Below are 19,604 nucleotides of genomic sequence, written 5' to 3'. Positions count from 1 at the left end.
AGCAACGCGTCTCTCGTCGATATGCGCGCAAGTCCGCGGAGGCCATCATGAACGAACCGCACAGTCAAACAGCCGAGGAGGTCCTGGCAGCACTCGATACGAATGCCGATGCAGGCCTCAGTCAGGTTGAGGCGGCACGCCGCCTGGCGCGCTATGGCAGGAACGAACTCATTGGCGAACCTCCGCGCCCGGCATGGCGCAAGTTTTTAGATCAATTCGCCTCAATTCTGGTGGTGCTGCTGATCGCAGCGGCAGCGATCTCGGCCGGTCTCTGGCTCTACGAGGACAACGCGACACTGCCTTATGAGGCCATCGCGATCATGGCCATCGTCATCCTCAACGCGTTCATGGGCTACATCCAGGAAGCGCGCGCGGAACGCGCCGCTGCTGCCTTGCGGGAAATATCGGCCGCCCGCGCAAAAGTGATCCGCGACGGCGCAGGGCAGGACATTCCGGCAGCCGAGGCTGTGCCTGGCGACATCATCCTCATAGAGGAGGGTGACACCATTCCCGCCGATGCACGACTGATCCAGGCCACCGCGCTGCAGACGGCTGAAGCGGCGCTCACCGGTGAGAGCGTGCCAGTTTCAAAAGATGTCATTCCCGTCGCCAACAAGGCGGAACTCGGCGATTGGCACGACATGGTCTTCAGCGGGACCACGGCCGCTTACGGGCACGGCCGCGCCGTCGTCACGGCAACCGGAATGCAAACCCAGATGGGCCGGATCGCCGACATGCTGGAGAAGGCGCCGGACGAGGTCACGCCCTTGCAGAAGGAGCTTGACCGTGTGGGCAAGGTGCTTGCGGTCACGGTCGTCATCATCACCGTTGTGATGATCGGCACTATCTTCCTTGTCGGCGACGTCCACAGCTATTCCGAGATCTTCGACGTCATGATTTTCGGTGTCGCGCTGGCAGTCGCAGCCGTCCCGGAGGGACTACCGGCAGTCGTCACCGCCGTTCTCTCTCTCGGGGTGCAACGCATGGCAGGAAGGAATGCCATCATTCGTCGCCTTGCCGCCGTGGAGACGCTCGGCTCGGCGACCGTCATCGCCTCCGACAAGACAGGTACGCTGACCCGGAATGAAATGACGGTGAAGCGCGTGGTAACGGCGAGTGGCTGTGCGGATCTGTCCGGCACGGGCTACGCACCGGAAGGAAACGTTGATTTCATCGGCGACCGATCGGTCGGCAATTCCTTGCAGTGTGAGGTCGCCCGTGCGCTCACGGCAGCCGAGCGCGCCAACAATGCCTTATTACAGGAACGCGACGGATCCTGGATCGTCCAGGGCGATCCGACGGAAGGGGCCTTGATCGTCGCCGCGCGCAAGCTCGGCCTGTCCGCAGAAACACTCGACGCCCGCTTTGAGCGGATCGGCGAAGTGCCGTTTTCGTCTGAACGCAAACTGATGAGCACGGTCCATAAAGACGCGATGCGAAACGACCGCCTGATCCTCCTGACGAAAGGTGCACCGGATATTCTCCTCGCACACTGTTCTCACGAGCTCATCGGAAGAGAAGCGGTCCCCCTGACCGACACCCGTCGGGCTGATATTGTGGCGAGTAATGACGCGCTGGCGACCGAGGCGCTTCGAACGCTTGGCGTTGCGTTTCGATCACTGCCGCCGGAATGTGGCGCAGTCGACCATGAGGCCGAGCAGGACCTCGTTTTCATCGGGCTGATCGGGATGATCGATCCGCCGCGTCAAGAAGCGCGTGATGCGGTGTCGCGCGCGAGACGAGCGGGGATCCGCTCGATCATGATAACCGGGGATCACCCCAAGACGGCCGTCATCATTGCTACCCAACTCGGCATCGCAAATGACCAGCGCGTCGTAAGCGGCGCCGCGCTCGAGCGCATGTCGGATGAAGAGCTTGATCGGGCGGTCTGCGACGTCTCGGTCTATGCACGGGTCAAGCCCGAGCACAAGCTGCGCATCGTGGCGGCACTGCAGCACGCGGGGGCCACGGTTGCGATGACGGGCGACGGCGTCAACGATGCGCCGGCGCTGAAAGCCGCCGACATCGGCGTGGCGATGGGCATCACCGGAACAGACGTCTCCAAGGAAGCCGCCGACATGGTTCTTGCGGACGACAACTTCGGCACGATCGTCGCCGCGGTCGAGGAGGGGCGGGCGATCTTCTTCAACATCAGGAAGTTTCTGCGCTACCTGCTGTCGTCGAATATCGGCGAGGTCATGACGATGTTCTTCGGTGTGCTTCTTGCCGACATGCTCGGGCTGTCCGCTGCTGCTGGCGGCGACCTGGTGTTGCCGCTTCTGGCGACGCAGATATTGTGGATCAACCTGGTAACGGACGGCGCGCCTGCGCTCGCGATCGGTGTGGATCCCGCAGATCCGGGCCTGATGGAGCAGCCACCACGCCCGCGCGGCGAGGGCGTGATCACGCGGCGCATGTGGGCCGGTATCTTCTTTGTCGGCGCAGTCATGGCGACGGGCACGCTGCTCGTGCTGGACGCCTCGCTGCCAGGCGGCCTGATTGAAGGCTCAGCCACCGTCGCCTACGGACGGACCATGGCCTTCACGACGCTCGTGCTGTTTCAGCTGTTCAACGCCTTCAATGCGCGCTCCGACGAACGAAGCGCGTTTTTCGGCCTATTCAGAAACGTCTGGCTTTGGGCCGCGGTCGGACTTTCGCTCTTGCTGCACGCCTGCGTCATCTACGTGCCCTTCTTGCAGGTCGCGTTCTCAACCGTGAGCCTCAGTCCGATGGACTGGCTGTTCTGCGTTATTGTCGCGAGTTCTGTGCTGTGGCTGCGTGAACTGAGTAAGGTCGTGACGCGCCATGTCTGAGGGTTGAGGCAGCGCCGAGCGACCTCAGGACAAGCTTTTGTCGTCGATCCAACCAAAAAACTTGCAGTTCTTGGTTGCCTTCCACTTATGGCTTGACCTTGCCCAGGCGTCAGAACGCCCGGTGCAACATTGCGCGGCGTAGTGAGAAATCGTGCGAACGTGCGCAGTATCGCAGCCAATAGCCATTGCGGAGACGGATATCGAGGTGGTGCAATCCTTCCTCGAAGGTTTGAATGGGAGGACCAGCGACCAGGCTGTGCCCCCTCAGGATCGAATCCCAGATCGCACCGAACTCGGCGCCGTCTCGCGCCGCCTGCATGCACTCCTGAACCAAGTCATCGGCTATCTGATTCATGGGCTCCCTCTCGATTTGAAAGGGACTTTGCCCGGATCGGCTGGAGCCTGTGTTGACCCAAGTCAACGACGGCCGCGCGGCCACGAGCCGGCATTCCACCTATTCGCTCGTGATGTTGCGAAACGAAGCATGCTCCGGCATGCGTTGCGCGTGATTTTAGCGGAGACGGCAATGGACGTGGTCAGGACCTGGGGCGGCAAGTATTTCGGCTGGATCGAGGAGGGCGGTCTGTTCGCCCACGACGGCCGCCACGTCGGTGAGTTTCGGAAAGAGAACGTCTTCGGCGAGAACGGCAACTATCTCGGCGAGCTTCGAGACGGCCGTCTGATCACCAGCGAGATCAAGAAAGAGACCCACAGCTCGGTCGGGTTCTGGCCGAACCACAATGCGGTCCCTGGCCCCGCATCTGTTCCTGCGGATGAGCCGCCGCGGGACCTGCCGGAGGGCTACGAGGATTTTCCGGCGCTCTGAGGCGCTGTCGATATGTGACCCGCCGCACAGAGGCTTGCGTGGCCCCGCGTTAATGCGGGCCCATGACGAACGATAACCATCCCTACCAGGTCTATGCACTCGACGCCTTCGGCAACCGGGTGCGTGTCGGCCTCACTTATGCGGAAACACTCGAGTTCGAGCGCCTCGATGCGCTTGAACCGCTTGACGATCAGGGCAACCCCCTGCCGTGGCACGCGCAAAGCGATGACGTTCGTTGCGCCGAGGACCGCTGGTTCGAGCTTTATCGCAAGCATGAAGCCGCCCGGTTCCAGCTGGTCGAGGCGACCAAGCCGCACCTTGCGCGTTCGCGATCGTTCTCGTGGCGGCGCTGACTGGTCGATCCTTATCGCCCCAGCGGCATCATGGAACCGTCGCTATATCGCTGGTTGCGTCACCCCCAAATCTCGCGTGTGGGCCATTGGGCGATCTTCGCGTGATTGGAGTATGATGCGGTTACATCATCCGACTTTGGGCGAACCTGCTCCAGCCCAAAAGTGTGGCTTCTTTGCCCCATCCGGCCAGTTTCGCGCTGCACGGCCCGCCGAGGGGTTTCCCGTCACGAATGTGATGCCTATGGTTATTCCGCGCTTGGGCTCATGAGTCGGGGCGTTGGACGGCACCCGTGTCAACGACATGACCTGCGGGCCGTCCGGCGGAGTGAAAAGAATGGCTTTGTTCGACGGTCGGAAAGCGATCGCGGGGGTCGCCGCGCTGGCGTTCGCTTTTGGATTCGTCGATGTGAGCCGCGCCGATACCATCAATGCCGCGCTCGCCCGTGCCTACCAGAACAATCCGCAACTGAATGCTCAGCGCGCCTCCGTCCGCGCGACCGACGAGACGGTTCCGCAGGCGCTCTCAGGGTATCGCCCGCGCGTGTCCGTCGAGGCCAGCGTCGCTGAACAGTATACTGACGCACTGTCCGTGCAGCGCGGCTTTGGGCAGCAACTAACAACTTACGCGGGCAACCGCGGTTGGAACGTGCCGCGCAGCGTCGGCGCGACCGTCACGCAACCGGTCTTCAACGGCTACCAGACGGCGAATCGAACACGTGCGGCGGAAAGCCAGGTTTCGGCAGCACGCGAAGGCCTTCGTGTGCTGGAACAGACCGTGCTGCTCGCGGCGGCGACCATCTATATGGACTATCTGCGCGACGCAGCGATTGTCGAAGTTCAGCGCAGCAACACCCGCGTTCTTGAACAGACACTCAAGCAGGTACGCGATCGCTTTAGTGTCGGCGAGGTCACGCGCACCGACGTGGCGCAGTCCGAGGCGCAACTCGCAGCCGGGCGGTCGCAGCTTCTTGTCGCGGAATCGAACCTGACGACGACGCGCGCGAACTTCCGCCGCATCATCGGCAACGATCCAACTGCACTCGCGCCGGGCGCGCCGGTGGACCGGTTCCTCCCGCCGACGCTGCCAGGTGCGATCGAACAGGGCCTGATCCGCAACCCGAACGTCACCGCGGCGATGTACGGGATCGACGTAAGCTTTCTGAACGTCAAGGTCGCCGAGGGCGCTCTGTTTCCGACGGTCAATCTGGTGGCCTCGGTGCAGCAGTCTTACGAAAGCACGCTCGTTATCCTGAAGACATTCAGCGCCTCTGTCGGAGCGCAGGTCTCGGTGCCGATCTATCAAGGCGGCGCAGAATATTCGCTGATCCGCCAAAACAAGGAGACGCTCGCACAGCAACGGCTGGTGCTCGAGCAGGTGCGCGACCAGGCCCGCGCCACCGTGGCCCAATCATGGGGGGAACTGCAGGCTGCGAAGTCGCAGATCGCCTCCGCCCAGGCACAGGTCACTGCATCGGAGACCGCCCTCAACGGCGTTCGCGAGGAAGCTCGCGTTGGCCAGCGCACCACGCTCGACGTCCTCAACGCGCAACAGGCGCTGGTCAATGCACGTGTCAGCCTCGTCACAGCGCAGCGCGACCGGGTCGTTGCCTCTTATTCGCTGCTGGCGGCCGTCGGCACGCTGTCGCCATCGGTGCTCGGGCTCGCGACGTCCGTCTACGATCCAACCGTCCATTACCATCAGGTTCGCGACGCCTGGGGCGGCGTCCGCACTCCGGACGGGCGCTGATTGAACTTCGTCAATCGTTCGCCGTTGTCGCGGGCGATAGTGGCGTGCACTCGTCCACTGCTTGCATTCGATTGTTCGCGTGAGCTAGCGTTTTTACCGGCATCGACGCGATTCGGTTTTCGACTCGCGAGGCGCTAGTGCCACCGATCTGGTTTGCATCAAAAGTCCTGCACCAAGGTGCCGGAAGCGTGGTCAGTGGCAGTTGTGGATGGCGTCGATGAAGTGGATCTCCGCATGACGCAACCGGCGAAAGCGCAGGAACCCTCGATGGAGGAAATTCTTGCGTCCATCAGGCGCATCATCGCCGACGATGAAGCGAAGCCCGAGGCGGGGGCGCCGTCGGGTCCGCCACGCGCACAGGTGGCTCCGACCGAACCGGCAAAGCCACCACCAAGACCCGTCGTTGCAACGCCGGCTCCTCGCCCGGAGCCGTCACCAAAGATAGCCCAAGTGAAGCCCGCACCTGCTCCGACAGCGAAAAACAGCCAGGACGAGATCGACGCGATGCTCGCCGGCCTCGATGCGGAGACCACCACCAAGGAGGTCCGCGCCGCTGCCGCGCCGCCCGCTGACGACGTTTTAGAACTGACGGAGCAAATGGCGGTTGCTCAACCGAAGCCATCATTTCGGACCATTGAGCCGCCGAACGATGTCGAGTTTGCCGAGGCGTCCGAGCCGGCGAAACCGCCAGTGCGCGGTGTTGAAGAGCGGGTGAGGGAAAGAATCGCTGATGAAGTTACAGCCGCCTCGCGTCCGCTGATGTCGCAATCCACGGTGACCGCAGTCGATTCGGCCTTCAATGCCCTGGCGCAGACCGTTTTGAGCAACAATGCACGCACGCTGGAAGATCTCGTGAAAGAGATGCTGCGGCCGATGCTCAAGGCCTGGCTGGACGACAATCTTCCCAGCCTCGTTGAGAAGATCGTTCGTGCCGAAATCGAACGGGTTTCACGCGGACGTTGATCCGGCCGCGGCGCCGGCCCCGGCAAGCTGGCGGGCATTTGACCCGCTGTTGACCGTGAATATGTTGACTTGGCACCCGGGCGGGGCTTTTTAGGCCGCGCCCCGACACATTTTTGTTCTGGATATGATCGAAAAAAACTACCAGCCCGCGGATATCGAAGGCCGCATGTCACGACTTTGGGAAGAGGCCGGCGCCTTCCGTGCCGGCCGCGCCGGCGTGCGCGACGCCAAGCCGTTCACAATCGTGATTCCGCCTCCGAACGTCACCGGTTCCCTGCATATGGGCCACGCGCTCAACAATACGCTGCAGGACATCCTCTGCCGGTTCGAGCGCATGCGCGGTCGCGATGTGCTCTGGCAGCCGGGTACTGATCATGCCGGCATTGCCACCCAGATGGTGGTCGAACGGCAACTCATGGAGCGGCAGGAGCCCGGCCGCCGCGCCATGGGTCGTGAAAAGTTTCTGGATCGCGTGTGGCAGTGGAAGGCCGAAAGCGGCGGCACCATCGTCAATCAGCTCAAGCGGCTCGGCGCGTCCTGCGACTGGTCGCGCGAGCGCTTCACCATGGACGAGGGACTGTCGCGCGCAGTCTTGAAGGTGTTCGTCGAACTCTACCGCGCAGACCTGATCTACAAGGACAAGCGGCTGGTCAACTGGGACCCTGCGCTGCTGACCGCGATCTCCGACCTTGAGGTGCAGCAGACCGAGGTGAAGGGCCATATGTGGCACTTCCGCTATCCGCTTGCCGACGATCCGTCGCAATATCTCTGCATCGCCACGACCCGTCCCGAGACCATGCTCGGCGACGGCGCAGTCGCCGTGCATCCGGACGATGAACGCTACAAGCATCTCGTCGGCAAGCTCGTCCGGCTGCCGCTTGCTGAACGTCTGATCCCCGTGATTGCGGACGAGTATCCGGATCCCGAGAAGGGCTCCGGTGCGGTGAAAATCACCGCCGCGCACGACTTCAACGATTTCGAAGTCTGGCAACGCCATCGCGAAAGGGACTACTTCAAGAAGCAGCTCAACGGCGGCCTGATCAACCTGTTCACGCCAGCGGCCGAGCTCAACGAGAACTGCCCGCCACAGTATCGCGGGCTGGATCGCTATGCCGCGCGCAAGCGCATCGTCGCCGACCTGGAAGCGCTCGGCCTCGTCGACAAGATCGAACCGCATGTGCACATGGTGCCACATGGCGACCGCTCCGGCGTCGTGATCGAACCGCTGCTGACCGACCAGTGGTATGTGGACGCGAAGACGCTCGCCCGTCCCGCCATCACGGCAGTGCAGAACGGTTCGACCCGGTTCGTGCCGAAGAATTATGAAAAGACCTATTTCGACTGGATGGAGAACATCCAGCCCTGGTGTATCTCGCGCCAGCTCTGGTGGGGGCATCAGATCCCGGCCTGGTACGGACCGGACGACAGGGTGTTCGTCGCCGAGACGGAGGAAGAGGCCGTCGGCATGGCGCTCGGCTACTACGTCGAGCAGGAGGTCATCACTCCGGAACAGGGGCGCGAAATGGCGCTCGATCCGGCCAAGCGCGAAGGCTTCATCACCCGCGATGAAGACGTCCTCGACACCTGGTTCTCGTCGGCGCTTTGGCCGTTCTCGACGCTCGGCTGGCCGGACGACACGCCGGAGGTGAAGCGCTACTACCCGACCAATACGCTGGTCACAGGCTTCGACATCATCTTTTTCTGGGTCGCCCGCATGATGATGATGGGCCTTCAGTTCATGAAGGAGGTGCCCTTCAAGGACATCTACATCCACGGCATCGTGCGCGACGAGAAGGGCGCCAAGATGTCGAAGTCGAAGGGTAACGTCGTCGATCCGCTGGAACTGATTGACGACTTCGGCGCGGATGCGCTGCGCTTCACCATGGCCTCGCTCGCAACCCCCGGACGGGATGTGAAGCCGTCGCGCCAGCGCATCGAAGGTTACCGCAACTTCGCCACCAAGCTCTGGAATGCAGCGCGCTTCGCAGAAATGAACGCTTGCGCGTTGCCGACCGATTTTGACCCGAAGGGTGCGAAGGAAACCCTGAACCGCTGGATCGCGCACGAGACGTCACGTGCAGCGCGCGAGGTGACCGAGGCGATCGAAGGCTACCGTTTCAACGAGGCCGCAAGCGCCGTTTATCGTTTTATCTGGAATGTCTACTGCGACTGGTATCTCGAGCTTGCCAAGCCCGTGCTGAGCGGACCGGATGGCGCTGCAAAGGCCGAGACCCGCGCGATGGTCGCCTGGGCGCGCGACGAGATCCTGAAGCTGCTGCATCCCTTCATGCCGTTCATCACCGAGGAGCTTTGGGACGTCACGGCGGCTGGAAAGCGTGGTGTGCTGCTCACCCTGACGGAGTGGCCCTCGCTTGCGGCGCTGGACGACGAGGCCGCCGAAGGCGAAATCGGCTGGGTGGTTGATCTCGTCACTGCCGTACGCTCGCTGCGTTCGGAGATGAATATTGCTCCTGCAACGCTGGTTCCGCTTGTGCTGGTGACGCCATCCGCCGAAACCGAGGCGCGCGCGCAACGCTGGACCGACGTCATCAAGCGTCTGGCCCGAGTGTCGGAGATTTCGTCCGCATCCGGTATGCCGCAGGGCGCAGTACAATTGCTGGTCCGCGGCGAGGTCGCAGCGCTGCCGCTGAAGGGTGTCATCGATCTCGCAGCCGAGAAATCGCGGCTGGAGAAAGAGGTCGCCAAGGCCGAAGCCGACATCAAGCGTGTCGACGCGAAGCTCGGCAACGCCGATTTCATGGCCCGCGCGCCGGAAGAGGTGGTCGAGGAGCAACGCGAACGGCGCGAGGAAGCAGAGGCCCGCCGTACGAAGATCCTGGAAGCGCTGGAGCGGCTGAGAAGCGCAGCTTGACGTCTTTTTGCTCGAGGGCCGTTTTTCCCCTAGGCGCGGGGAAAACGCTTGCTGACAAACCGCGAGCCCTTGAGACCAAAACGCCAGGGCAGGTCGGCTGCCTTAGTGATGCCGATCCGCACGTCGATCATCACCTCCGGCTTCGACGTCGCGGCATGCAGCGCGAACGGCAGGACATCCAGCGGCAGCGCGTTGTGCATGTCGGTGACGCCGAGCGCCTGACAGAGCTTGCCGGGCCCTGAGCACAACGATTGCTCGTCCGGCATGCCGCGCCGCCGCCGCATGGCGGGAATGCCATAGGTCGGTTCCAGCGCGCGGATGAGCACGGCGCTCGCCGAGCCTTCTTGCTCGCAGACGAAGTTGAGACACCAGTGGATGCCGTAGGAGCGATAGACATAGGCGAAGCCGGGCGGGCCGAACATCACGCGGTTGCGCGGAGTGGGACCATTGTAGGAATGCGCGGCGGGATCGGTGTGATGATAGGCCTCCACCTCGACGATGGTCCCACCAACACCGCCAAACAGCAATGTTGCGCCGATCAGGTCGGGCGCGACGCGGTGGACGCTGCGGTTGAAGAACGCCTTCGTGAGGCGTTTGCCGAGTTTTGGCGTGACGTTCTGTTGAAGCATCGGTCAAATCTAAAGGCGGAGCGAAACCAACCGGTTGCGGTGCGGCAGAGGACGGATTAGGTATCTGTAACACGGACGGATCGGCTCATGGTTGTCGTCATCGACACAGTTTCCGCAAAGCCCCTGCGCCCCCGGCATCCGGAGAAGGCGCATCGGCCGGATATGCCGTCGCCGGCAAAGCCGGACTGGATCCGTGTGCGCGCCCCGAATACACGCGGCTACGCCGATACCCGCAAGATCGTTCGCGATAACGGGCTTGTCACCGTTTGCGAGGAAGCCGGCTGCCCGAACATCGGCGAGTGCTGGGACAAGAAGCATGCGACCTTCATGATCATGGGGGACACCTGCACGCGCGCCTGCTCATTCTGCAATGTGAAGACCGGCATGCCTGATGCGCTGGAGGCAGCCGAGCCGGAGCGCATTGCCGACGCGGTGGCGAAACTCGGCCTCGCGCACGTCGTCATTACCTCGGTCGATCGCGACGATCTCGCTGACGGCGGCGCTCAACACTTTGCCCAAACCGTTCGCGCCATCCGCGAAAAGTGCTCGTCGACCACGATCGAGATTCTGACGCCCGACTTCCTGCGCAAGGATGGTGCGTTGGAGGTGGTCGTTGCCGCCAAACCCGACGTCTTCAACCACAATCTCGAAACGGTTCCGTCGCGCTATCTTTCGGTGCGACCTGGCGCACGCTACTTCCATTCGATCCGCCTGCTACAGCGGGTGAAGGAGATCGATCCCACCATCTTCACCAAGTCCGGCATCATGGTCGGGCTCGGCGAGGAACGGCACGAAGTGTTGCAGGTGATGGATGATCTGCGTTCGGCGGATGTGGACTTCATCACCATCGGCCAGTACCTGCAGCCGACGCGCAAGCATCACGCGGTCGCGCGCTACATTCCCCCTGACGAGTTCAGCGCGTTCGAGAAGGTTGCCTACACCAAGGGCTTCCTGATGGTCTCCGCAAGCCCGCTGACCCGCTCGTCGCATCATGCAGGTGAGGATTTTGCGAGGCTTCAGGCGGCGAGGGCGGCCGCAGCGCGCTGAAATACCAAGCGATATGGTTCGTGACCGGCGGGTCCATTTCGGCCGCTGAAGGCGCCGGGAACTTCCAAGAGGCCCGCTGATTGCTGATGCCCGCAACGGATCCGCGTCGGGCCTACAACCATGAAGAGCGATGCGGCGGCGATGACAGGCAGGGGGCGTTGCGCCGCGACCGAGGGGTGTCTAGATGGGGCGCAGCACCGTTTGAGTCGTCCTGCCTGCAATGCCTCGATTTACCAACAAGCGCCGCGCCAATCACTCGGCCGAGAGAATGTTCGATCTCGTCGCCGACGTCGAGCGCTACCCTGAATTCGTGCCGATGTGCCATGCGCTGAAGGTGCGCCAACGGACCGCGGCTCCGGACGGCACAGAGACGATCATTGCCGACATGACTGTGTCGTTCAAATTGATCAGGGAAACCTTCACCAGCCGCGTCACACTGGACCGTCCGAACATGAAGATCCTGGTGGAGTATCTTCGCGGGCCGTTCAGCAGCATGGAAAATCGCTGGTCATTCGAACCGCGCGGCGACGATGCATGCGATGTCGTTTTCTTCATCGCCTACGAATTCCGCAGCCGAATGCTGGCGCTGCTTATGGGCGCGATGTTCGACGCCGCGTTCCACCGCTTTGCCGAAGCGTTCGAGAAGCGCGCGGACGCGATCTACCCGCGCCCGGCGCCGGCCGCTTGAGCTTGACGACCTTTGCTGGTCCGCGCGCAAGCTCCGTCAACATCTTCAGCGCCTCGACCACCGAACGCATGCGCACCGCTGTGCGCCCGATCGCTCCGAACCGCTTTTCACGCGTGACGACGCGGCCGTCGCGCGAGGCGACGGCGAGATGGACGAGGCCGACAGGCTTGCCCGGCGTGGCCCCGCCGGGTCCGGCGATGCCGGTAACCGCAACGGACAGACCGGACTTCGCCTTCTTCAACGCACCATTTGCCATGCTCACTGCAGCCTCGCGGCTGACCGCACCGAAATTCTCCAGTGTCTGGCTGCTGACGCCGAGCAGCTCGTGCTTTGCCTCGTTCGAGTAGGTGATGAACCCGGTGGTGACGACCGCTGACGAACCGGGAATATCCACAAGCGATGCACAGACGAGGCCGCCGGTGCACGACTCCGCGGTCGCGATCGTCAGCTTCTTCATCTTGCAGAGGTCAAGCAGCGCGCGGGCCATGGCACGAATTTCACTGGCGCTCACGTCGCAGGCTCCGGATTAAGCGTTAGTAGTGCGGGGAATTTGAAATTCCTGCCAACGTCGCGGCGAACTCGTCCCAGGAATTTCAAATTCGAAACCCGCACTACAGTTATGAGTTAGCTAGTGTCCCGGTTCTAACGTTCGCAACCGAGGTTGCCGCAAAGCAATGCGAACGTTAGAACTGGGACACTAGTCCCACGGCAGCCGAATGGTCGCACTTGCCGTCGCCGCCATGCCTTCCTCACGGCCGGTGAAGCCGAGGCGTTCGCTGGTGGTTGCCTTTACAGATACACGGGATACGGGTACGTCCGCAATCTCCGCGATGCGTGCGCGCATAGCATCGCGCAGGGGGCCGATTTTGGGGCGCTCGCAGATCAGCGTCACTTCGAGACTGGCGACGCGGCCACCGCGTGCGCGGACGCGCCGTACCGCATCTTCCAGGAAGCGATCGGACGAGGCGCCCTTCCATTTCGGATCGCTCGGCGGGAAGTGCGCGCCGATATCACCGTCAGCCAGTGCGCCGAGGATCGCATCCACCAGCGCATGCAAGCCGACGTCGCCGTCGGAGTGGGCCAGGAAGCCACGCGTATGCGGCACGCGGACGCCGCAGATCATCAAATGGTCGCCGTCGCCGAAGGCATGGACGTCGTAGCCGGTGCCGGTCCGGATGTCGCCAAGGGCAGCGCCGAGGCGGGCCTCCTCGCGTGCAAAGTCCTCAGGAGTGGTCAGTTTCATGTTCAGATGATCGCCTTCAAACGTCGCGACTGTCAGTCCCGCCCATTCGGCAAGCGCTGCATCATCGGTGAAATCGTCGCGCCCCTCGCGCGCAGCACGTTCGTGCGCGGCCAGGATCTTGTCAAAAACAAACGACTGAGGTGTCTGCGCGATGCGGAGGTCTGCGCGCGGTGGCGTGCCGACGACATGGCCGGAGGCATCCACCTGCTTGATGGTGTCGGCAACCGCAACCGTCGGGATGGCGGCGCCAGTCTGCGCCGCCGCTGCAATCGCGCGCGTGATCACCGCGCCTGACACGAACGGCCGCGCAGCATCGTGAATCAGCACAATGTCGGGCGCGACGTCCGCCAGCGCCTTCAGCCCTGCAAGAACGGACGCCTGACGGCTTGTGCCGCCGGGGACAGGGGGCAGGTGGCTCAGGCCCTGCGTGGCCGCCGCGAACGGTCCGCTATCATCCGCGTGACAGACTGGCTGGACCCAGCCGACGTCCGGGTGTGCGCAGAACGCGTCGAGCGCCCGCGCGATCACTGATCGCCCGCCAAGTGAACGGAATTGCTTGGGGCCTCCGGGGCCGGCGCGAAGTCCGCGGCCGGCGGCGACAATGATGGCGGCTGTACGGGTCATGCAGTTCTTGCGACGGGCAAAATGGCTGTTCGGTTCAACCACCGGAGGCGATGGCGCCCTGCCCATTACCATGATGTGGCGCAGGAAAAGCATGATTCTGCAGAGCTGTGGGCAGGTCGATAAGTTTTGTGCGCTGCACTTGCATCGACGAAAAAATTGGCTAATGTGTAGGCAACATAGGTTCCTGCCTATTTTTTGCGCGAAGCGGCCACAATGGCGTGGCTGGCCCGAGACACGATCGAGAATGGCGACCAGTCCGGCACATTTGAAGCCTTTGGCCATCGGTGGCGTTGCCGTGGGCGTGCCGATCGTGCTTGCGCCGATGTCCGGCGTGACCGACGCGCCGTTTCGGAAGGTCGCATCCGAACTCGGGGCAGGGCTCGTCGTCTCCGAGATGACCGCGAGCGACGATCTCGCGAAGGGCCGCCCGGTCGCGCGACTGAGATGCGAAGCGTCCGGCATCGGACCCCATGTTGTGCAACTCGCGGGATGCGAGACGCACTGGATGGCCGAGGGCGCGCGGATCGCGGAGAGCGCCGGCGCTGATATCATCGACATCAACATGGGTTGTCCCGCCCGGCACGTCACGAACGGCGAAGCAGGGTCAGCCTTGATGCGCGACCTCGATCATGCGTTGCGGCTGATCGAGGCCACGGTCGGCGCCGTCTCGGTGCCAGTGACGCTGAAGATGCGGCTAGGCTGGGACCACAGCTCGATCAATGCGCCTGAGCTCGCTCGGCGCGCCGAAACTGCTGGCGTCAGCCTGATCACTGTGCACGGGCGCACGCGTTGCCAGTTCTACAAGGGGCAGGCGGATTGGAGCGCAGTTCGCGCGGTGAAGGACGCCATTTCGATCCCGCTCGTGGTCAACGGCGACATCCTGTCATTCGAGCATGCGCAGGCGGCGCTGGCGCGATCGGGTGCTGATGCGGTGATGATCGGCCGAGGTGCGCAGGGACAACCCTGGCTGCCGGGACAGATCGGACGCCGCTTGATGCACGGCACGCTGGACGACGCGCCGTCGCTGCAGTGCCAGCTCGGCCTTCTTCTCTCGCTTTATGAGGGAGTACTGGCCCACTACGGCCTGCGCGTCGGACTTCGCCACGCTCGCAAACATCTTGGCTGGGCGCTCAACGTCGCCGCGAGCGCAGCGGGCGTGTCGCTCGAGATCCTGACGCGCTGGCGTCAAGCCGTACTGACATCGGAGCAGCCTGCCGATGTCAGACGATCGCTCGTCGATGCATTCGAGGATTTCGAGTGGAGAGCTGTGGCATGAACGCTGCGGCCGAACAGCGCGCCCGGTTGCCGAGTGACGGCGAAGCCATCCTCAATGCGCTGCCGAATCCGGTGGTGCTGGTCGGGCCGGACGGCAAGATTGTCGACGCGAATATCGCAGCGGAATCTTTCTTCGAGACCTCCATCCATCTGCTGCAGCGGCAACTGCTTAAAGAGCTGATCCCGTTTGGCAGCCCACTGCTGGCGCTGGTCGATCAGGTGAGGGCGAAAGGCTCGCCGGTCAACGAATACAAGGTCGATCTCGGCACGCCCAAGATCGGCGGCGACCGGCAGGTCGATCTCCATGTGGCGCCGCTCTCCGAACGCCCCGGCCACATCGTCATCATGCTGCAGGAGCGGACGATCGCCGACAAGATGGACAGGCAGCTGACGCACCGTAGCGCCGCCCGCTCAGTCATCGCGCTCGCCGCCATGCTCGCGCACGAGATCAAGAACCCGCTGTCGGGCATTCGCGGCGCGGCACAGTTGCTCGAGCAGTCGGCACCGCCGGAAGATCGCCAGCTGACCCGCCTGATCTGCGACGAAGCCGATCGCATCGTGACGCTGGTTGATCGCATGGAGGTGTTCGGCGACGAGCGGCCGGTCGCGCGCGGGCCGGTGAACATCCACTCCGTGCTCGACCACGTCAAACGCCTCGCGCAGTCGGGCTTTGCCCGCAACATCAAGATCGTCGAGGACTACGACCCGTCGTTGCCGCCGGTGCTCGCCAACCAGGATCAACTCATCCAGGTATTTCTGAACCTGGTGAAGAATGCCGCCGAAGCAGTCGCCGACCTCGAACAGGAGGCGGAGATCCAGCTCACCACCGCATTCCGGCCGGGCGTGCGCTTGTCGCTACCGGGCTCGAAGTCGCGCGTGTCGTTGCCGCTCGAATTCTGCGTCAAGGACAATGGTCCGGGCGTGCCCGAGGATCTGATGCCGAACCTGTTCGATCCCTTCGTGACGACAAAACCGACGGGCAGCGGGCTCGGCCTCGCGCTCGTCGCCAAGATTGTCGGCGATCACGGCGGCATCATCGAGTGCGACTCGCAGCCACGCAAGACCGTTTTTCGGGTGCTGATGCCGATCTTCTCCAGTCCGGCGAAGGACCAAAGCAAGAGCGTTAGCGAACCGGGAACGCTGCCGCAGGCCTCACAGGTTAAACGATGAGGAATTGAGAGAATGCCCGCAGGAAGTATTCTGGTAGCCGACGACGACACGGCGATCCGCACCGTTCTCAACCAGGCGCTATCGCGTGCCGGCTATGAAGTGCGCTTGACGGGCAATGCCGCAACGCTCTGGCGATGGGTCAGCCAGGGCGAGGGCGATCTCGTCATCACCGACGTCGTGATGCCGGACGAGAACGCATTCGATCTCTTGCCGCGCATCAAGAAGATGCGTCCGAACCTTCCGGTCGTCGTCATGAGCGCGCAGAACACATTCATGACCGCGATCCGCGCCTCCGAGCGCGGCGCCTACGAATATCTGCCGAAACCCTTCGACCTGAAGGAACTGATCGCCATCGTCGGGCGCGCGCTGTCCGAACCGAAGGAGCGCTCGGTCCGCATCGCCGATGAAGCGGAATTCGACGCGATACCGCTGGTCGGCCGTTCGCCGGCGATGCAGGAAATCTACCGTGTGCTGGCGCGGCTGATGCAGACGGATCTCACCGTGATGATTTCGGGAGAATCCGGCACAGGCAAGGAGCTGGTCGCGCGCGCCCTGCACGACTATGGCAAGCGCCGCAACGGCCCCTTCGTCGCGGTCAACATGGCGGCGATCCCGCGTGACCTGATCGAGTCGGAATTGTTCGGCCATGAGCGCGGCGCGTTCACCGGCGCAAACACCCGCGCATCAGGGCGCTTCGAGCAGGCCGAGGGCGGCACGCTGTTTCTCGACGAGATCGGCGACATGCCGATGGAGGCGCAAACGCGCTTGCTGCGCGTCCTGCAGCAGGGCGAATACACCACCGTCGGCGGCCGCACTCCGATCAAGACCGACGTGCGCATCATCGCCGCGACCAACAAAGATCTGCGCATTCTGATCCAGCAAGGCCTGTTTCGAGAGGATCTGTTTTTTCGCCTGAACGTCGTGCCGTTGCGGCTGCCGCCGCTACGGGAGCGGATCGAGGATCTGCCTGATCTGATCCGCCACTTCTTTTCGCTTGCCGAGAAAGACGGCCTGCCGCCAAAGAAGCTCGATACGCAGGCGCTTGAGCGGATGAAGCAGCATCGCTGGCCGGGTAACGTGCGAGAGCTCGAAAATCTCGCGCGCCGCCTTGCAGCGCTCTATCCGCAGGAGGTGATCACTGGCTCGGTGATCGAGGGTGAGCTGGCGCCGCCGGCGGTTATTTCGAACGGCAACGCCCCGCAGACGATCGACAACCTGGGCGGCGCCGTTGAACTCTATCTTGCCTCTCACTTCTCCGGATTTCCCAACGGTCTTCCGCCGCCGGGACTCTACCATCGCATCCTGCGGGAAATCGAGGTGCCGCTGCTGACCGCCGCACTCGCTGCGACCCGCGGCAATCAGATTCGCGCCGCAGACCTTCTGGGGGTCAATCGCAATACGCTTCGCAAGAAGATTCGCGACCTCGATATTCAGGTTTTCCGTTCAGGCGGATAAACGCCAAGCGCGCCGGCGCGGATCCTCATATATCCGGCGAGCGCGCAATACACGATGCCGGCAGTTATGCTTGCGTGACCGCTGAAGCTCACAAGGCCAAGGCTCCAGCCCTGTTGGGTAACAAGGATCCCGAGCGCAGATAGCAACGCGGCTCCGCCGGCAACGCGAAGCGCGTATGTCTTCGGCGGCGGCAGCGGGCCACCGAGCACATCGCGCTGGTGGCGACGCATGGCGAACGCCAACGCGGCAAAACCTGCCAAGCACAGCATAAATGCGAGCAGGTGGCTCATCCGACCTCGCCGGACGCGATGATGTTCGGAGCCCGCCGATCTATGTCGCGCCTCGATCGACCGCCGGCTCGCTGTCGAGCCGTGCGTATGGCCAGAACGGCATGAAGCAGGGCGAGCGCCCAGCACATGATATCCATACCGACGAAAACCCAGTCAGCTTCGGACAAGCTGTGCCAGAACGGACGCTGCGTCGTCAGGGTGTTGAGGACTGGCAGCAGAAACAGCAACGCTGATGCCGCCCATAATTGCTCGATCCAGGCCGATTTGGCCGGACGCAGGAGCGCATGCAGCAGCGTCAGGAGCCAGACGATGAAGAACGCGTGAATCTCCCAGTCTGCGCGGTTCTCCAATGCATGTGGCAGCAAGCGGTTGGCCCACAGAAATGCAGTCATCGCGACCGACAAGCCGGCAATGCTTGCAATATTCAACCGTTCTACAAGGCGGAAGCCAAAATGGGGGTGGTCCGGATCGGGCAACTTCTGTCGCCGCTTCACGGTCCACATGACCAGGCCTGTGCCCACCATGGCGGTTCCCATGAAGCTGACAAGAAAGTAGAGCCATCGCGTTTCAAGGTCGCTGAAGCGCCCCAAGTGCAGCGCATAAAGTACGCCGCGGGTTTCTGCCGCAGCACCGACACTCTCCCGGACTGTCAGTAGTTTGCCGGTGGTCCCGTCGAACTCCATATATTGCGGGCTCAGGGACACGCGGCCCACTTCTCCTCGGGTCACGGCCACGCGCGCGGCCGCGTCTCCGGGGTGAACGGCGTTGACGCGCCCGACGTTGTCCTGCCCCCAGCGCTCTTGTGCCTGCCGCACCATATCCGCGACCGATGCCAGCGGCACTTTCTGCCCGCTGGGCCTGCCGGGCTGAATGAAGCCACTGAGTTCGGCGGCGAGCTGCTGGCGCTCTGCCGGAGTCTTGAACGCCACACGCTCGCCCCAGGGCATGTACAGCGCCATCAAAGTCACCAACCCGGTGTAGGTGATCATGAAATGAAACGGCAGACCAAACACCGACAAGGCGTTGTGCGCGTCCAGCCACGAGCGCTGCCCCTTGCGCCAGCGGAACGTGAAGAAATCGACGAATATCTTCTTGTGGGTGATAACGCCGCTGACGATCGCGACCAGCATGAACATCGCGGCCGCGCCTGCAAGCCATCGGCCCCACACCACCGGCATGTAATGGAACTGGAAGTGAAAACGGTAGAAGAAGTCGCCGCCCAGCGTGTCGCGTGAGGCGACTTTTCGGCCGGTCGCGGGATCGAAGTAGGCATCACCGAAGGCGCGCTGGCCCGCGTCGCGTGTGGGTGTGAGCCAGAAGGCAGCGACACTGTTGTTGCGCGCGTCGGGCAGACGCATGCTCCACCGCGAAGTCCCGGCCGCTACCTTGCCAAGTTCGTCCGCGATCCGCTGTGCCACGACGGCCTGATCGGGAATTTGGGCGAGACGCCGGAGCTCCGGTCGCATCCATTGCGAGAGCTCGTCCTTGAAATAGGACACGGTGCCGGTGAGGAACATGGCATAGAGAATCCAGCCGAGCAGAAGGCCGGCCCACGTATGCAGGCTCGCCATGCTTTGCCGGATGCCGCGGGGAGCCGGCAGATCGTCGT

At 63.0% G+C, this 19,604-nt stretch carries 17 protein-coding genes; 11 read left to right on the top strand and 6 right to left on the bottom strand.

Annotation, left to right across the window (positions count from 1 at the left end; translation table 11 throughout):
- Nucleotides 1-47: 47 nt before the first annotated feature.
- Nucleotides 48-2,813: a cation-translocating P-type ATPase gene (locus RCO31_RS20385; RefSeq protein WP_308970300.1), complete on the top strand. Its 2,766-nt coding sequence runs from the start codon at nucleotides 48-50 to the stop codon at nucleotides 2,811-2,813.
- A 109-nt stretch (nucleotides 2,814-2,922) separates the two neighbouring features.
- On the opposite strand, the gene RCO31_RS20380 is transcribed toward RCO31_RS20385, so the two are convergent.
- The gene (locus RCO31_RS20380) at nucleotides 2,923-3,168 is read right to left on the bottom strand and encodes a hypothetical protein (RefSeq protein WP_308970299.1); all 246 of its coding nucleotides are present in this window, start codon (nucleotides 3,166-3,168) and stop codon (nucleotides 2,923-2,925) included.
- 171 nt (nucleotides 3,169-3,339) lie between these two features.
- On the opposite strand from RCO31_RS20380, the gene RCO31_RS20375 reads away from it, so the two are divergent.
- From RCO31_RS20375 to RCO31_RS20355, 5 genes are all read left to right on the top strand, one after another.
- Nucleotides 3,340-3,639, top strand: a complete 300-nt coding sequence (locus tag RCO31_RS20375) for a 4-fold beta flower protein (RefSeq protein WP_308970298.1) — start codon at nucleotides 3,340-3,342, stop codon at nucleotides 3,637-3,639.
- 62 nt (nucleotides 3,640-3,701) lie between these two features.
- Entirely contained in the window at nucleotides 3,702-3,992 is a 291-nt protein-coding gene (locus RCO31_RS20370) for a hypothetical protein (protein ID WP_308970297.1), read from the top strand.
- 334 nt (nucleotides 3,993-4,326) lie between these two features.
- A complete protein-coding gene (locus RCO31_RS20365; protein ID WP_308970296.1) occupies nucleotides 4,327-5,739 on the top strand; it encodes a TolC family outer membrane protein in 1,413 nt (470 codons plus the stop codon).
- A gap of 234 nt (nucleotides 5,740-5,973) precedes the next feature.
- A complete protein-coding gene (locus RCO31_RS20360; protein WP_308970295.1) occupies nucleotides 5,974-6,702 on the top strand; it encodes a DUF2497 domain-containing protein in 729 nt (242 codons plus the stop codon).
- Nucleotides 6,703-6,826: 124 nt separating this feature from the next.
- Entirely contained in the window at nucleotides 6,827-9,574 is a 2,748-nt protein-coding gene (locus RCO31_RS20355) for a valine--tRNA ligase (RefSeq protein ID WP_308970294.1), read from the top strand.
- A 29-nt stretch (nucleotides 9,575-9,603) separates the two neighbouring features.
- Here RCO31_RS20355 and RCO31_RS20350 read toward each other — a convergent pair whose 3' ends face one another.
- The gene (locus RCO31_RS20350) at nucleotides 9,604-10,203 is read right to left on the bottom strand and encodes a DNA-3-methyladenine glycosylase (RefSeq protein ID WP_308970293.1); all 600 of its coding nucleotides are present in this window, start codon (nucleotides 10,201-10,203) and stop codon (nucleotides 9,604-9,606) included.
- An 87-nt stretch (nucleotides 10,204-10,290) separates the two neighbouring features.
- On the opposite strand from RCO31_RS20350, the gene lipA reads away from it, so the two are divergent.
- Complete coding sequence (gene lipA, locus RCO31_RS20345) at nucleotides 10,291-11,250, top strand: lipoyl synthase (protein ID WP_308970292.1); 960 nt, start codon at nucleotides 10,291-10,293, stop codon at nucleotides 11,248-11,250.
- A 220-nt stretch (nucleotides 11,251-11,470) separates the two neighbouring features.
- Nucleotides 11,471-11,938: a type II toxin-antitoxin system RatA family toxin gene (locus RCO31_RS20340; protein ID WP_308970291.1), complete on the top strand. Its 468-nt coding sequence runs from the start codon at nucleotides 11,471-11,473 to the stop codon at nucleotides 11,936-11,938.
- On the opposite strand, the gene RCO31_RS20335 is transcribed toward RCO31_RS20340, so the two are convergent.
- Together RCO31_RS20335 and RCO31_RS20330 are read right to left on the bottom strand one after the other, a co-directional pair.
- Complete coding sequence (locus tag RCO31_RS20335) at nucleotides 11,841-12,449, bottom strand: nicotinamide-nucleotide amidohydrolase family protein (RefSeq protein WP_308970290.1); 609 nt, start codon at nucleotides 12,447-12,449, stop codon at nucleotides 11,841-11,843. The genes RCO31_RS20340 and RCO31_RS20335 overlap by 98 nt on opposite strands.
- Before the next feature lie 186 nt (nucleotides 12,450-12,635).
- The gene (locus RCO31_RS20330) at nucleotides 12,636-13,805 is read right to left on the bottom strand and encodes a bifunctional 2-C-methyl-D-erythritol 4-phosphate cytidylyltransferase/2-C-methyl-D-erythritol 2,4-cyclodiphosphate synthase (protein ID WP_308970289.1); all 1,170 of its coding nucleotides are present in this window, start codon (nucleotides 13,803-13,805) and stop codon (nucleotides 12,636-12,638) included.
- 244 nt (nucleotides 13,806-14,049) lie between these two features.
- Between RCO31_RS20330 and dusB the strand changes: the two genes are divergently transcribed.
- Genes dusB through ntrC form a run of 3 tightly spaced genes read left to right on the top strand, consistent with a single transcriptional unit; the run spans nucleotide 14,050 to nucleotide 17,705 of the window.
- Nucleotides 14,050-15,081: a tRNA dihydrouridine synthase DusB gene (gene dusB, locus RCO31_RS20325; protein ID WP_308970288.1), complete on the top strand. Its 1,032-nt coding sequence runs from the start codon at nucleotides 14,050-14,052 to the stop codon at nucleotides 15,079-15,081.
- On the top strand, nucleotides 15,078-16,250 hold the full coding sequence (locus RCO31_RS20320) for a nitrogen regulation protein NR(II) (protein WP_308970287.1): 1,173 nt from the start codon (nucleotides 15,078-15,080) through the stop codon (nucleotides 16,248-16,250). The genes dusB and RCO31_RS20320 overlap by 4 nt, the downstream gene beginning before the upstream one ends.
- Before the next feature lie 12 nt (nucleotides 16,251-16,262).
- On the top strand, nucleotides 16,263-17,705 hold the full coding sequence (gene ntrC / locus RCO31_RS20315; protein ID WP_308970286.1) for a nitrogen regulation protein NR(I): 1,443 nt from the start codon (nucleotides 16,263-16,265) through the stop codon (nucleotides 17,703-17,705).
- On the opposite strand, the gene RCO31_RS20310 is transcribed toward ntrC, so the two are convergent.
- Together RCO31_RS20310 and RCO31_RS20305 are read right to left on the bottom strand one after the other, a co-directional pair.
- Nucleotides 17,681-17,995, bottom strand: coding sequence for a DUF3325 domain-containing protein (locus tag RCO31_RS20310; protein ID WP_308970285.1), 315 nt, complete (start codon nucleotides 17,993-17,995; stop codon nucleotides 17,681-17,683). The two genes, ntrC and RCO31_RS20310, sit on opposite strands and share 25 nt — an antisense overlap.
- On the bottom strand, nucleotides 17,992-19,566 hold the full coding sequence (locus tag RCO31_RS20305; RefSeq protein ID WP_308970345.1) for a PepSY-associated TM helix domain-containing protein: 1,575 nt from the start codon (nucleotides 19,564-19,566) through the stop codon (nucleotides 17,992-17,994). Before RCO31_RS20305 ends, RCO31_RS20310 begins: the two co-directional genes overlap by 4 nt.
- Between the last annotated feature and the right edge of the window lie 38 nt (nucleotides 19,567-19,604).

The organism is Bradyrhizobium sp. LHD-71 (genome assembly GCF_031157255.1).
Lineage (GTDB): Bacteria > Pseudomonadota > Alphaproteobacteria > Rhizobiales > Xanthobacteraceae > P52-10.
Note: the sequence above shows the minus strand (reverse complement) of the source record. Positions and strands in the feature narration are given on the sequence as shown.